This is a genomic window from Yersinia similis (assembly GCF_001053095.1).
GTDB lineage: Bacteria > Pseudomonadota > Gammaproteobacteria > Enterobacterales > Enterobacteriaceae > Yersinia > Yersinia similis.
Window position 1 is genome coordinate 1 of record NZ_CGBP01000023.1, and the last position, 14558, is coordinate 14558.

The window sequence follows — 14558 nt, forward strand, 5'->3', positions numbered from 1 at the left end:
CGCACCGGCATTACCTTACATTTCTTAGGGGGTTGTCGTCCAGTCGCAGGATAACTGCTTACGCGCATCGTCACGTCGTGCCCTTGCATCCGCCAGCGACACTTCAGGGTATTTCCCCAATGCCAGCATCTTTTCTTTACCACCGAAGCGATAGCGTAGTCGCCAGTATTTCGAGCCGTTAGGGTGAACCAGCAATACCATGCCTTCACCGTCAGTAAGCTTATAGGCTTTTTCTTCAGGCTTAGCCGTACGAACCTTTACATCACTCAGAGCCATATTGAGTATCCTTTCAAGGGTTCTGTGTGGGTACAAACATTATCGAACCGGGATATACCCGCATTTGTACCCACATCAGTAAGTTGATGTAGATTGAATCAGGTTGACTTATGTTGAGTGAAAAAGCGAGAAGAGCCTTGCTGTGACTGGATTTTAGACATAAAAAAAGACGTCCGTAGACGTCTCTTTACATACTAATGGTGCCGAAGGCCGGAATCGAACCGGCATGCCTCGCGGCGGTTGATTTTGAGTCAACTGCGTCTACCGATTTCGCCACTTCGGCACTGAAGTAGTAGTATGCGGAAAACGAGATGAATTATACCTACCAATGATCCGCATGCAACTGTTATTCCACTACGTTTAGTCTAAGTGCTGAAAAAAACGTCATTACCGCCGTTTTAGCAGCAAACAAATGCTGATTAGGAGGAATAATATACTCGGCAACAGCGCACCCAGCATTGGTGGGATGCCATAAACCAGGCTAAGTCGACCAAAAACTTGATCCAGCACGTAGAAAACAAAGCCGAAGAAAATACCGGTGACCACCCGAACACCCATTGGCACGCTGCGCAATGGACCAAAAATAAACGACAGCGCCATCAGCATCATGACCGCAACAGAGAAGGGGGCAAATACCTTACCCCACATACTCAGTTCGTAGCGGTTAGACTCTTGGCCACTTTGCTGTAGGTATTTACTGTAGTCGTGCAACCCGCTGATGGAGAGCGAATCTGGATCCATCGCCACCACACCCAACTTCTCAGGCGTCAGATTGGTCTTCCACTCACCGGTCAGTGTCTGTGAACCGGTCACCTGAGTAGGATTACTTAAATCAGATTCATCGACCTGCGATAATCGCCAGGTTTTATTGTCTTTTTCATAGGTCGCCGTCGCCGCATACCGCACCGAAAGCAGACGATCTTCTTTATCAAAATGATAAATATTGACGCCCGTCAACTCGCTTTCGCCAGACACCCGCTGAATATAAATAAAGTCAGAGCCATCTTTCGCCCATAAACCCGACTGAGTTGAGAGTAACGAACCACCGTACATCTGCTGTGTCCGGAAATTACGCGCGGTCTGCTCACCTTGCGGTGCCACCCACTCACCGATAGCCATGGTCAGCAACACCAGAGGGATCGCGGTTTTCATCACTGACGCTGCGATTTGCATACGGGTAAAACCTGACGCCTGCATAACCACCAACTCACTGCGACTGGCTAAAGTCCCAAGCCCCAGTAATGCCCCTAATAGGGCCGCCATCGGGAAGAAAACCGCAATGTCCTTAGGAATACTCAGGATGGTGTACATACCCGCAGAGGCCGCAGAGTAGTCCCCCTGCCCAACTTTACGCAACTGATCGACAAACTTGATGATGCCCGACAGCGACACCAACATTAATAATGTCATCAGGATAGTATTGAGGATAGTCCGTCCGATATAGCGGTCTAATACACCAAACATCAGGCAGCACCTCTCAATCGAGCACGTAATTTACGAGCCATCAGGCCATCCCACAGGTTCAAGATTATCGCGAGAGCCAAATAAGCACCATTAACAACCCACATCCAGACCAGTGGATCCAGTTGGCCATTACCCGCCTTAGAACGCAGGGAGCTTTGTAGCAGGAAGAAAATCAAATACAGCAACATGGCCGGTAACATACTCAGGACACGGCCCTGGCGTGGGTTAACCACACTCAACGGCACCACTAGCAATGCCATAATAACGACCGAAACAATCAGTGTCAGACGCCAGTGGAACTCAGCCCGTGCATCAGGTTCTTGAGAGCGCCATAGCTCTTTCATTGACATCTGATCGGCCCCGTTGCTGCTTTGCTGTACTTGTTTGTGCCCTATAACAGCCTGGTAATCAACGAAGTCAGTGATACGGAAGTCGCGCAGCAAGGCGGTGCCTTCATAGCGAGTCCCTTTGTTCAGAATAACCATTTGTGAACCGTCCGGGCGCTCACTCATATGGCCGCTATCGGCCACCACCACAGAGGGCCGCTGGTTACCGTTCGGGCGCAATTGTGCCAAAAATACACGGTTAAACTCTTTACCCGCCACATTGCCAATAAAGAGAGCTGAATTACCATCGTTTGAAGATTTAAACTGCCCACCGCCAAGCGCGGCCAGACTCGGATTGGCTTTGGCATCGTTCAGTACGACATCTTGATGTTTAGAAGACCAAGGGCCAAGCCAGATAGTGTTGATGGCTGCCAGCCCGGAGGTGAAGAGCGCCAGAATTAACGCTGCCATAATCAAGGATTTTTTGCCCATGCCACAGGCATGCATCACGGTGATTTCACTCTCCGTGTACAGTTTTCCCAAGGTCATCAGCAGCCCTAGGAATAAGCTCAATGGTAAGATGAGTTGTGCCATTTCCGGCACACCAAGCCCCAAAAGGGATAAAACTACATTTGTCGGGATTTCACCATCAACTGCGGCACCTAATATCCGAACTAACTTCTGGCTAAAGAAGATTAATAGCAAGATGAACAGGATCGCAATTTGGCTTTTGAGGGTTTCCCGTACCAGATATCTAATGATGATCACGCTAATACGCCTGTGAAAACTTGTCTTTTTGCAGGAAAATCGATAGTTTCATCGTTAATCCGCCATTTATTCTCATCATATGGCAACCTTCACAGCTAAAATAGTATTACAACATCTAGCGTTTGGGTGTCCTATAGGAACATGCTTATAGTCGCCAAAACAAAACAACTTATGCCGTTAAGGTTAACACACGTCGTTAACACAACGGAGAGAGATCGTTGCGGAGCGCCATATTCTAACGGCAGCTCCCACCTTTGTCTTTAAGATTCAGGAGAGTACATGGAGTTCAGTGTAAAGAGCGGCAGCCCGGAAAAACAGCGTAGTGCCTGTATTGTAGTCGGCGTTTTTGAACCTCGTCGTCTATCTCCCATTGCCGAACAACTCGACAAAATTAGTGATGGCTACATCAGCGCGTTATTGCGCCGTGGTGAACTTGAAGGCAAAGTCGGGCAGACACTGTTACTGCACCATGTGCCTAACATTCTTTCCGAACGCATCTTGTTAATTGGCTGTGGTAAAGAGCGTGAGCTTGATGAGCGCCAATACAAGCAAGTGATCCAAAAGACCATCAATACCCTTAATGATACGGGTTCAATGGAGGCAGTCTGCTTCCTGACTGAACTGCATGTCAAAGGCCGAAATACTTATTGGAAGGTGCGTCAGGCGGTAGAGACAGCCAAAGAAACGCTTTACACCTTCGATCAACTTAAGAGTAATAAAACCGAGCCTCGTCGCCCACTGCGTAAAATGGTCTTCAACGTGCCAACCCGCCGTGAATTGACCAGCGGCGAGCGTGCTATCCAGCACGGTTTAGCTATCGCTTCCGGTATCAAAGCGGCAAAAGACTTGGGCAATATGCCACCCAATATCTGTAACGCCGCCTATCTGGCTTCTCAGGCTCGCCAATTGGCGGATGCTTTTAGTACCAATATCGTCACCCGCGTGATTGGTGAGCAGCAGATGAAAGAGCTGGGCATGCACGCTTATTTGGCTGTCGGCCATGGTTCGCAAAACGAATCATTGATGTCGGTAATAGAATATAAAGGCAACCCAAACGCAGATGCTAAGCCAATTGTGCTAGTGGGTAAGGGTCTGACCTTCGATTCCGGTGGTATTTCCATCAAGCCTGCCGAAGGCATGGATGAAATGAAGTACGATATGTGCGGTGCAGCAACCGTTTATGGCGTGATGCGGGTTGTTGCCGAGTTACAATTGCCACTGAACGTAGTGGGTGTACTGGCAGGCTGTGAAAACATGCCGGGTGGCCGGGCTTATCGCCCTGGTGATATTCTGACCACCATGTCTGGTCAAACCGTAGAAGTGCTGAATACCGATGCCGAAGGCCGTTTAGTGTTGTGTGATGCACTGACTTACGTTGAGCGTTTTGAACCAGAGTTGGTCATTGATATCGCAACACTGACCGGCGCGTGCGTTGTGGCGCTAGGTAATCACCTCACCGGTTTGATGTCGAACCACAACCCGTTGGCTCATGAGCTTATCGGCGCATCCGAACAGGCGGGCGACCGCGCATGGCGCTTACCACTGGGTGAGGAGTACTACGAGCAACTGGACTCTAATTTCGCTGATATGGCCAATATTGGTGGCCGCGCGGGTGGGGCTATTACCGCAGGCTGTTTCTTATCGCGCTTCACCCGTAAATACAGTTGGGCGCATCTGGATATCGCGGGTACCGCGTGGCGTTCAGGTAAGAACAAGGGCGCGACTGGCCGGCCAGTCGCGTTGTTGTCTCAGTTCCTACTGAATCGCGCGGGCTTAAACGGCGACGATTAATCGTTTGATATATTGAAGGTTAACGACAACAGTGAGTGAAGGATTGACAAGCAAGACGGTTACTACGACCCCAACGGCACGTTTCCCCTTCATGTGATTTTGTTAGCAGTCTGAGGGCACACTTTTGTGCCCTTTACGTTGTAGAGAATTTATGAAAAACGCTACCTTCTACCTGCTCGAACACGACACGCCCACCGGTGAGCTGCGTGCGCACGAAGCGTTGGCCTGCGAGGTTGCGGCTGAACGTTGGCGGGCAGGCAAGCGGGTGTTGATCGCCTGTGAAAGCCAGGAACAAGCTCAGCGGCTGGATGAAGCGCTCTGGCAGCGCGCTCCTGAACAATTTGTGCCACATAATCTGGCCGGTGAAGGGCCAAAATATGGCGCTCCCGTCGAACTGGCGTGGCCGGAAAGACGCGGGAATTCACCGCGCGACCTGCTTATCAGCCTGCTGCCAGAATTCGCAGGTTTTGCCACCGCTTTCCATGAAGTGGTAGACTTCGTGCCTTACGAAGAAAATTTGAAACAGTTGGCGCGCGACCGATATAAATCTTATCGCAGCGTCGGCTTCCACTTGACCACGGCAACGCCGCCAACTAATTGAAATAAAAAGAAAATGGAAAATACACCTTCTCATATCGACAAAACTGAGCCGTCCCTCGATAAAACATACAGCCCGCAGGAAATTGAGCAGCCGCTGTATGAACATTGGGAAAAACAGGGTTATTTCAAACCAAACGGCGATACCAGCAAAGAAAGCTACTGCATCATGATCCCGCCGCCGAATGTGACCGGCAGCCTGCATATGGGTCATGCATTCCAGCAGACCATCATGGATACCTTGATTCGCTATCAGCGTATGCAGGGGAAAAATACCCTATGGCAGGCAGGTACCGATCATGCAGGTATCGCGACCCAGATGGTTGTGGAACGCAAGATTGCCGCCGAAGAAGGCAAGACCCGCCACGATTACGGCCGTGATGCGTTTATCGATAAAATCTGGGAGTGGAAAGGCGAATCCGGCGGCACCATTACTCGCCAAATGCGTCGTTTGGGTAACTCCGTGGACTGGGAACGTGAACGTTTTACCATGGATGAAGGCTTGTCCAACGCAGTTAAAGAAGTGTTCGTGCGCCTTCATAAAGAAGATCTGATTTACCGTGGCAAGCGCCTGGTGAACTGGGATCCGAAACTGCGCACTGCCATTTCTGATCTGGAAGTAGAAAACCGCGAATCCAAAGGTTCCATGTGGCACCTGCGTTATCCGCTGGCCGATGGTGCCAAGACTGCGGAAGGCAAAGATTATCTGGTGGTGGCGACCACCCGTCCAGAAACCGTTCTGGGTGATACTGGTGTCGCAGTTAACCCGGAAGATCCGCGTTATAAAGATCTGATTGGCAAAGAAGTGATCCTGCCGCTGGTTGGCCGCCGTATTCCGATCCTCGGTGACGAACACGCCGATATGGAGAAGGGTACTGGCTGTGTGAAAATCACTCCAGCCCACGACTTTAATGACTATGAAGTCGGTAAGCGCCATGCCCTGCCAATGATCAACATTCTGACCTTCGACGGGGATATCCGCTCAGAAGCCGAGGTATTTGATACCCACGGTGAAACGACTGATGCATGCAGTAACGCTATTCCTGCGCAGTTCCAAGGGCTAGAACGTTTTGCTGCCCGTAAAGCGGTGGTCGCGGAATTCGAGAAACTCGGTCTGTTGGAAGAGGTTAAACCTCATGACCTGACAGTACCTTATGGCGACCGTGGCGGCGTGGTTATCGAACCCATGCTGACCGACCAATGGTACGTGCGCACCGCCCCGCTGGCCAAAGTCGCGATTGAAGCCGTAGAAAACGGCGAGATCCAGTTCGTCCCTAAACAGTACGAAAACATGTATTACTCATGGATGCGCGATATCCAGGACTGGTGTATCTCACGTCAATTGTGGTGGGGCCACCGTATTCCGGCCTGGTATGACGAGCAGGGTAAAGTATATGTTGGCCGCGACGAAGCCGAAGTGCGCCGCGACAATAATCTGGGCGCAGAGGTGGCTTTGCGTCAGGACGAAGATGTGTTGGACACCTGGTTCTCATCCGGTCTGTGGACATTCTCTACACTGGGCTGGCCTGAGCAAACCGACGCACTGAAAACCTTCCATCCGACCAGCGTGGTCGTCAGTGGTTTTGATATTATTTTCTTCTGGATTGCCCGCATGATCATGCTGACCATGCACTTTATGAAAGATGAAAATGGTAAACCGCAGGTGCCGTTCAAAACGGTCTATATGACCGGTCTGATCCGTGATGACGAAGGGCAGAAAATGTCCAAGTCCAAAGGCAACGTGATCGATCCACTGGATATGGTTGACGGTATCTCTTTGGAAGCGTTGCTGGAAAAACGTACCGGCAATATGATGCAGCCACAGTTGGCGGAGAAAATTCGCAAGCGCACTGAAAAGCAGTTCCCGAACGGTATCGAGCCGCACGGCACTGATGCGCTGCGCTTCACGTTGGCGGCACTGGCCTCAACTGGCCGTGATATCAACTGGGATATGAAACGCCTGGAAGGGTATCGCAACTTCTGTAATAAGCTGTGGAATGCCAGCCGTTTCGTGCTGATGAATACCGAAGGGCAGGATTGTGGGCAGAACGGTGGCAAAATGGTGCTATCACTGGCTGACCGCTGGATTTTGGCGGAATTCAACCAGACCATCAAAGCCTACCGCGAAGCGATGGACACCTACCGCTTCGATCTGGCGGCCGGTATTCTGTATGAATTCACCTGGAACCAATTCTGTGACTGGTATCTGGAACTGACCAAGCCGGTGATGAGCAGTGGCTCCGAAGCTGAACTACGTGGCACCCGCCACACGCTGATTCAGGTGCTGGAAGCCTTGCTGCGCCTGGCGCACCCTATTATTCCTTACATCACTGAAACTATCTGGCAGCGGGTGAAAAACCTGAAAGGCATTACCGCAGACACCATTATGTTGCAGCCTTTCCCGGAATATGACGCCAGCCAGGTCGATGAACAAGCACTCAGTGATTTAGAGTGGATTAAGCAAACCATTATCGCGGTGCGTAATATCCGGGCAGAAATGAACATTGCACCGGGTAAACCACTTGAGGTCATGCTGCGGGGTGCCAACACACAAGCACAGCGTCGGGTGCTGGAAAACCAGAGTTTTATCCAGTCATTGGCGCGCTTGTCCTCTCTCACCTTGCTAGCTGAAGGTGATAAAGGCCCAGTATCGGTCACTAAATTGGTTGAAGGTGCTGAAGTGCTGATCCCAATGGCAGGTCTGATCGATAAAGCCACCGAGTTGGATCGTTTGGCGAAGGAAGTGGCGAAACTGGATGCTGAAATTGAGCGCATCGAAGGCAAACTGGGTAACGAAGGTTTTGTGGCGCGTGCGCCAGAAGCGGTAGTTGCCAAAGAGCGTGAAAGACTGGCCGCTTGTGCTGAAGCCAAACAGAAGTTAATTGAGCAGCAGGCGATTATCGCTGCACTATAATTAATCAAACCATCAGTCAGTCGTCACCAGGGGCCATGATAATTATTCACTATCATGGCCCCTACTTTTTACCATTGCACCCTGGCACCATTCGATGGTATTACAGATTATTACTAAGATATTACCTTTGGGTTTATAGAGCATGACCACAACCACACCTATCCGACTACTGGTGCGCCCCATCACCGCAGGAGATAACCTCGCCATTGCCAATGTTATCCGTGAGGTTTCGGCAGAATTCGGCCTGACTGCGGACAAAGGCTATACCGTGTCCGATCCTAATCTGGATCACTTGTATGAGTTGTACAGCCAGCCACGTAGCGCTTATTGGGTGATTGAGGTGGATGGTCACATCGCGGGTGGGGGGGGTATCGCGCCACTACTGGGCGGCGAAACCGATCTATGCGAATTACAGAAAATGTATTTTCTGCCAATACTGCGTGGTAAGGGGTTAGCAAAACAGTTGGCACTACAGGCATTGGTATTTGCCCGCCAGCAGGGGTTTGGTCGCTGCTATTTGGAAACCACTGCCAGCCTGACCAGTGCTGTTGGTTTATACGAAAGATTAGGTTTTGAACATATTGGCGGTGCGATGGGGAATACTGGCCATGTCGATTGCGAAGTAACAATGCTGAAAATGCTTTAACTATTCACAGCTCAGAGCGCATCAAGCGCCCTGATATGATTAGCTAGAAACCGACGCCTTCAAATACGACAGAGATTACCCAAAGTCATTGGCGTTACAGCAAGGCAGCAAACGAACGATCCCGATGAGCTTACTCAGGTAAGTGATTCGGGTAAGTGAGTGCCGCTAACACAGCTGTAGCGCCAAGGACGAAGGGTAATTTAGTGACGCTTACCGTCGTCATCCTCATCAACTAACTCTTCGTCGTCGTACTCACCGTCTTCGTCATCTTCTGCGTTTGGATCTTCGTAATAGGTGCCCCAACCGTCATAATTAACGCCACAGGTTTCAGCCAATGTGACCAGTTGTTCAACCTGAGAATCAATAATTTCTGCATTCAGAGCGACTTCGCTGATTACGTCACAACACATCACCACAGAGCCGTCTTCAACTTCCAGCTCTTCAGCATCTGTCACTTCGTAACCTAACTTGAACGCTTCAACGGCGGCCTTTTCCAACACCTCGAATTTCTCAGCAGAGAGGTGATGTTCAATGGTGTATAGCGCATCAGGATCGCTGCCATCTTCCAGCAGTTCCTCGATGATCAGGCGGGTCTCATCACGTTGTTCGTCTAGCAGTTCGCGGTTTGCCATGCCTTTATCCTCAGTTAATGGGCGTTATATTGCGCCATTTTCCCACACCCTAGCTATTGCCTCCACTATAAACGAGAAAGAATTATTAATTTGGGTTGTAATTGAATATTTATACCTATAAATTGAATTTAAATTCACATTAAAATTCAATTTACCCCCAAATAATTGGTGTTGTAGCATCAAGGATGAAGGGCACGTGGAGACGAACAGATGAATCAATTCTATAAACGTCACTTTCTGAGGTTGTTAGATTTTACCCCCGCTGAAATTACTGCCTTGCTTGATTTGGCTACTGAGTTGAAAAAAGGCAAAAAATCCGGCTGTGAACAGCAAAAATTAGTAGGTAAGAATATCGCGCTCATCTTCGAAAAAGACTCGACTCGCACTCGATGCTCTTTCGAAGTTGCCGCATATGACCAAGGTGCTCGCGTCACTTACCTCGGGCCAGGGGGAAGCCAGATTGGGCATAAAGAATCAATCAAGGATACCGCCCGCGTATTAGGCCGTATGTATGACGGTATTCAATACCGTGGCTATGGGCAACACGTGGTGGAAACACTCGCAGAATTTGCCGGCGTACCGGTCTGGAATGGCCTGACCAATGAGTTTCACCCAACCCAACTCCTGGCTGATTTGTTGACTATGCGAGAACATCTGCCCAATAAATCGCTGAACAGAATGACGTTGGCGTACCTCGGAGATGCACGCAATAACATGGGGAATAGCCTGTTAGAAGCGGCTGCACTGGTAGGAATGGATTTACGCCTGGTCGCACCGAAAGCCTGTTGGCCAGAAGAAGCCCTCGTTATCAGTTGCCAAGCGCTGGCACAGAAAACGGGTGGCAAAATCACGCTGACAGAAGATATTGCCGAGGGTGTGAGCAGCGCTGATTTTCTTTATACCGATGTATGGGTCTCGATGGGGGAACCAAAAGAGGTCTGGCAGGAACGCATCACCTTGCTCAAACCTTATCAGGTCAATATGCGTGTGCTGAATCTGACCGGTAACCCACAGGTAAAATTTCTGCACTGCCTACCGGCCTTCCACGATGATCAAACCACCATCGGTAAGCAGATGGCTGAACAATATGATTTACCCGGCGGCATGGAAGTGACTGAAGAGGTATTTGAATCAGCTCATAGCATTGTATTTGATCAGGCAGAAAACCGCCTGCATACCATCAAAGCCGTGATGGTCGCCACGATGAGCAAAATATAAAGATAGCCGATAACAATAATAAGGGCCGATTAGTTATCTGTATCGGCCCTTTGCCTATAAAATTCAGACGGCGGCGAGCACTGCCCCGAAGCTCAAGCTGGTCGTTTTTCGCTATCAATTAATGAAAATAGCCAACCAGATTAAATAGGCGTTATCGGCGCAGGTAGATTGAGTGCGGACAGCGCGCAGCCAACGGAGCGTACACGCAGTACGTGACGGCGGCGAGCACTGCCCCGAAGCTAAAGCTGGCCAGTGAGATAGCCTATTTCACCGCTATTTTAACAACCGCTTTACGCACATTCGCCGGCTCACCCACGGCACATAATGGCTTATGCACTTCACCTGGGAAAAATACGACAAAATCACCGGTTTGCAGCACTACGTGTTTTTCATCTGTGCCTGCGGGTAAGAAGGCAATATCTTTGTCTGCCAACCAATCGGTATCTGGCTTTCCTGCGGGTAGATTACTGAAAGCCATCCCTTCCTGCCCTGCCAAAATAATTTGGATATCCAAATACTTGGCGTGATATTCCGCACGGCGATTCTCTAATAAGTCAGTGCTGTCATTGGAAACCAACACGAACACATTATTGCCATCAATATCATGCTTACCCAATGGGGTATCTGCGTTGATATGGCTTTTCACATACTCGATAGCGTCCCGCAATTGGGCTGGCAGATAAGGCAGCAGTGCCAAATGATGAATATTTCCGATAATCATGATGTTCCCTTGTCTTATGAAAATGAAATGCTGTTTTATTATATACCCAAGTTACTTCAAGATGCAGGTAGGCAGCAACCGAGTAAATCCCCAGGAGCTTAGATAACTAAGTGACTGGGGTGAGCAAGGGCAGCTAACACCCCTGCATCTTGAAGGGCGACGGGTATAAGCGGGTTGGCATTCATAAAATGGGATATTTACGGTGTATTTTGCTGATTATTTATTTTTCAGCCTACGGATGATGGTGTTGTGGCGATGATTACCGTTGCTGGAAAGAACATCATCATTATTCCTTTACGGAATATTTTATTATCGCTAAATATTATAACAAATAACTGTTGAGACTTTTACCACAGACAGTAAAGTGATTATGGTGACAAGCTGCGGTGAGTGAAATAAATAAAAAAACACTAATTTCCTATCGATGTTAACTACTTAATACTAGAAAAACGCGATGGCGGTAATCTATTCTTGGGAGTCTCAATGAAAGCAAAAGTTCTGTCATTATTCGTTCTGGCAGCGTTATCTGGCGGCACATTGGCAGCAACGCCACCGGATACGCTGGTAGTCGTGCAATCCCTGGATGACATCGTCAGCCTTGATCCCGCCGAAAGTAATGAGCTGTCCAGCATTCAGACGGTACCTAGCCTCTACCAGCGTTTAGTTCAAGCCGATCGCGATAACCCAGCTAAAGTAGTACCAATTCTGGCAGAAAGCTGGCAAGGCGATGCAGCAGCCAAAACATTAACGGTCAAATTGCGTCCACAGGCGGTATTTGCATCGGGTAATCCGGTACAAGCGGATGACGTCATTTATTCTTTCACCCGTGCAGTGAAAATGAATCGCTCACCTGCTTTTATTCTTAACGTCTTGGGCTGGCAAGCCGATAATATCGACCAACACCTAAAGAAAATTGATAATAATACCGTGCAAGTAAGCTGGAGTGCAGATGTCAGCCCAGCGGTTGCCTTGAATATTTTATCAACGCCAATTGCATCCATTGTTGATAAAAAAACCGTGACGGCGAATATCAAAGATGACGATTACGGCAATGCATGGCTAAAAATGCATTCTGCAGGTAGCGGCGCATTCAAAATGCGTGTTTATCAACCGCACCAAGCCATTGTGCTGGATGCCAACCCTACGTCACCGGGTAATCAACCATTAATTAAGAATATTATTATCAAAAACGTGCCTGACCCCAGTGCCCGCCGCCTGTTAATTCAACAAGGTGATGCTGATATTGCACGGGAATTAGGGCCGGACCAAATTACCGCGCTGAAAACACAGGCTGGCGTCAAGGTCGTTGAAATCCCATCAGCAGAACAAAACTATTTGGTTTTTAACACCGCTAATGCCGCTAACCCGCTGCTGAGCAGACCAGAGCTCTGGCAAGCAGCCCGTTATCTGGTTGATTATCAGGGCATTACCAAAAATCTGTTGAAAGATCAGTATTTCATTCATCAAAGCTTCCTACCCGTCGGTTTACCAGGGGCATTGGAAAGCAATCCGTTCACTTTTGACCCGGCCACCGCCAAAAAAATTCTGGCTAAAGCGGGCATTAAAGATGCCACACTGACACTGGATGTTGAGAACAAACCTCCGTTTATCACCATTGCTCAGTCGTTACAGGCCAGCTTTGCGCAGGGCGGTGTGAAACTGGTATTGCTGCCAGCAGCCGGTAGCCAAGTTTATGGCCGGGTGCGGGCTAAACAGCATCAGTCAGCGATTCGCCTGTGGATCCCAGATTATTTCGATGCACATTCCAATGCCAGCACCTTCGCTTACAACGACGGTAAAAGCAGTACGGTGGCGGGCCTAAACGGCTGGGTTATTCCTGAACTGAATAAGCAAACACTGGCTGCCGTCGCTGAAGTAGATCCAGAAAAACGCACCCAGTTGTACACCCAGTTACAGCAGGAACTGCAACAAAATTCGCCTTATATCTTTATTGATCAAGCCAAAGCACAAGTTGTATTACGAGATAATGTAAAAGGCTATCAACAAGGTCTGAATGCCGATATGGTCTATTATGATCGTGTCAGTAAATAAGACCCTTGTGCTGACTTATTTGTGAAATGAGTTAGATGTGATATTAGTTATTTGTGGAACACATGTAACTCAAGCGACAAGCGAGCCGATAGCCAATGTCTGTAGCATTAAATACTACGCCGGGAATCCCCTCCCGGCGTCGCCTTTTGGTTTTTTTACAGGGGCTATTCACCCTGGCCCTAACGCTATTCGGCCTGTTGGTGATCACGTTCTTCCTCTCGGCACTGTCACCGGTGGACCGAGTACTGCAAATTGTGGGCGATCACGCCAGTGAAGCCACTTACCAACAGGTCAGACAGCAACTCGGGTTGGACCAACCATTATTGGTGCAATTCTGGCACTATCTGGTGCGATTGGCTCACGGAGATTTGGGTGTCGCCAGCGCCAGTGGTCAGCCGGTATTACAGGATCTACTGACCGTCTTCCCTGCATCGTTAGAATTGGCAACCTTATCGCTGCTCGTGGGCGGTGCACTGGGTATTTTCCTCGGTTTATTGTGCGCCCGCTGGGCAGGTAGCAAGCTGGATATCACTATCCGCTTTATCACTCTGCTGGGTAATTCAGTGCCCATTTTCTGGCTCGGCTTGCTGATGCTGCTGTTGTTTTATGCGCGGTTGCAATGGAACCCCGGTCCGGGTCGTCTGGATGATATCTACCAATATACTGTTGAAGCCAAGACCGGTTTTGTACTTATCGATACCTGGCGATCGGGTGATATGGGGGCCTTTAATAATGCTATCGCCCACATGATTTTGCCGGTCTCCCTGCTCGCTTACTATGCGTTAGCCAGTATCACCCGCCTGACCCGCTCGGCCTGCCTAAGTGAATTGAATAAAGAGTACATCACGCTGGCAAGGGCCAAGGGTGCAGGTGAAATGCGTATTTTATTGATGCACGTACTGCCCAATATTCGTGGCACCTTACTGACGGTCATTGCGCTGGCCTATACCAGTATGTTGGAAGGTGCGGTGTTAACCGAAACCGTTTTTGCCTGGCCTGGCATTGGTCGCTACCTGACCAGCGCCCTATTTGCCGGGGACACCACGGCGATTATGGGCGGAACCTTGCTGCTCGGTATGTGCTTTATTTTGATTAACAATGTGACGGATCTGCTCGTCCGCCTGCTAGATCCGAGAACGCGCTGATATGTCGA

Annotated in this window: 11 protein-coding genes, 1 tRNA gene and 1 pseudogene; 7 read left to right on the top strand and 6 right to left on the bottom strand. The window is 49.4% G+C overall.

The window, feature by feature from the left end:
- Positions 1–48 precede the first annotated feature (48 nt).
- From AC971_RS15555 to lptF, 4 genes and pseudogenes are all read right to left on the bottom strand, one after another.
- Positions 49–276, bottom strand: a pseudogene (locus AC971_RS15555) (Arm DNA-binding domain-containing protein); the annotation flags it as partial.
- A gap of 198 nt (positions 277–474) precedes the next feature.
- A tRNA-Leu gene (locus AC971_RS15560) sits at positions 475–559 on the bottom strand.
- 104 nt (positions 560–663) lie between these two features.
- Positions 664–1740: an LPS export ABC transporter permease LptG gene (gene lptG / locus AC971_RS15565; protein ID WP_025382458.1), complete on the bottom strand. Its 1077-nt coding sequence runs from the start codon at positions 1738–1740 to the stop codon at positions 664–666.
- Positions 1740–2834, bottom strand: coding sequence for an LPS export ABC transporter permease LptF (gene lptF, locus AC971_RS15570; protein ID WP_025382457.1), 1095 nt, complete (start codon positions 2832–2834; stop codon positions 1740–1742). The genes lptG and lptF overlap by 1 nt, the downstream gene beginning before the upstream one ends.
- 279 nt (positions 2835–3113) lie before the next feature.
- On the opposite strand from lptF, the gene pepA reads away from it, so the two are divergent.
- From pepA to AC971_RS15590, 4 genes are all read left to right on the top strand, one after another.
- The gene (pepA, locus tag AC971_RS15575; protein WP_025382456.1) at positions 3114–4625 is read left to right on the top strand and encodes a leucyl aminopeptidase; all 1512 of its coding nucleotides are present in this window, start codon (positions 3114–3116) and stop codon (positions 4623–4625) included.
- Positions 4626–4776: 151 nt separating this feature from the next.
- The gene (locus AC971_RS15580) at positions 4777–5226 is read left to right on the top strand and encodes a DNA polymerase III subunit chi (protein ID WP_025382455.1); all 450 of its coding nucleotides are present in this window, start codon (positions 4777–4779) and stop codon (positions 5224–5226) included.
- Positions 5227–5238: 12 nt separating this feature from the next.
- Positions 5239–8136, top strand: coding sequence for a valine--tRNA ligase (locus tag AC971_RS15585; protein ID WP_025382454.1), 2898 nt, complete (start codon positions 5239–5241; stop codon positions 8134–8136).
- A gap of 142 nt (positions 8137–8278) precedes the next feature.
- Complete coding sequence (locus AC971_RS15590) at positions 8279–8782, top strand: GNAT family N-acetyltransferase (protein ID WP_025382453.1); 504 nt, start codon at positions 8279–8281, stop codon at positions 8780–8782.
- Positions 8783–8982: 200 nt separating this feature from the next.
- On the opposite strand, the gene rraB is transcribed toward AC971_RS15590, so the two are convergent.
- On the bottom strand, positions 8983–9414 hold the full coding sequence (gene rraB, locus AC971_RS15595) for a ribonuclease E inhibitor RraB (protein WP_025382452.1): 432 nt from the start codon (positions 9412–9414) through the stop codon (positions 8983–8985).
- A gap of 210 nt (positions 9415–9624) precedes the next feature.
- Between rraB and argF the strand changes: the two genes are divergently transcribed.
- Complete coding sequence (gene argF / locus AC971_RS15600; protein WP_025382451.1) at positions 9625–10632, top strand: ornithine carbamoyltransferase; 1008 nt, start codon at positions 9625–9627, stop codon at positions 10630–10632.
- A gap of 262 nt (positions 10633–10894) precedes the next feature.
- Here the strand turns inward: argF and AC971_RS15605 are convergent, their stop codons facing one another.
- A complete protein-coding gene (locus AC971_RS15605; protein WP_002209301.1) occupies positions 10895–11353 on the bottom strand; it encodes a NanQ anomerase/TabA/YiaL family protein in 459 nt (152 codons plus the stop codon).
- 483 nt (positions 11354–11836) lie between these two features.
- On the opposite strand from AC971_RS15605, the gene AC971_RS15610 reads away from it, so the two are divergent.
- Positions 11837–13405 (top strand): ABC transporter substrate-binding protein, encoded by a 1569-nt coding sequence (locus AC971_RS15610; RefSeq protein ID WP_025382450.1) that lies wholly within the window; start codon positions 11837–11839, stop codon positions 13403–13405.
- A gap of 95 nt (positions 13406–13500) precedes the next feature.
- The gene (locus tag AC971_RS15615) at positions 13501–14550 is read left to right on the top strand and encodes an ABC transporter permease (RefSeq protein WP_025382449.1); all 1050 of its coding nucleotides are present in this window, start codon (positions 13501–13503) and stop codon (positions 14548–14550) included.
- Positions 14551–14558: the final 8 nt, after the last annotated feature.

Bases quoted from the DNA above. Each gene is read 5' to 3' on its own strand.
- lptG (WP_025382458.1), bottom strand. From the start codon at position 1,740: ATGTTTGGTGTATTAGACCGCTATATCGGACGGACTATCCTCAATACT.
- pepA (WP_025382456.1), top strand. From the start codon at position 3,114: ATGGAGTTCAGTGTAAAGAGCGGCAGCCCGGAAAAACAGCGTAGTGCC.
- AC971_RS15580 (WP_025382455.1), top strand. From the start codon at position 4,777: ATGAAAAACGCTACCTTCTACCTGCTCGAACACGACACGCCCACCGGT.
- AC971_RS15585 (WP_025382454.1), top strand. From the start codon at position 5,239: ATGGAAAATACACCTTCTCATATCGACAAAACTGAGCCGTCCCTCGAT.
- AC971_RS15590 (WP_025382453.1), top strand. From the start codon at position 8,279: ATGACCACAACCACACCTATCCGACTACTGGTGCGCCCCATCACCGCA.
- rraB (WP_025382452.1), bottom strand. From the start codon at position 9,414: ATGGCAAACCGCGAACTGCTAGACGAACAACGTGATGAGACCCGCCTG.
- argF (WP_025382451.1), top strand. From the start codon at position 9,625: ATGAATCAATTCTATAAACGTCACTTTCTGAGGTTGTTAGATTTTACC.
- AC971_RS15605 (WP_002209301.1), bottom strand. From the start codon at position 11,353: ATGATTATCGGAAATATTCATCATTTGGCACTGCTGCCTTATCTGCCA.
- AC971_RS15610 (WP_025382450.1), top strand. From the start codon at position 11,837: ATGAAAGCAAAAGTTCTGTCATTATTCGTTCTGGCAGCGTTATCTGGC.
- AC971_RS15615 (WP_025382449.1), top strand. From the start codon at position 13,501: ATGTCTGTAGCATTAAATACTACGCCGGGAATCCCCTCCCGGCGTCGC.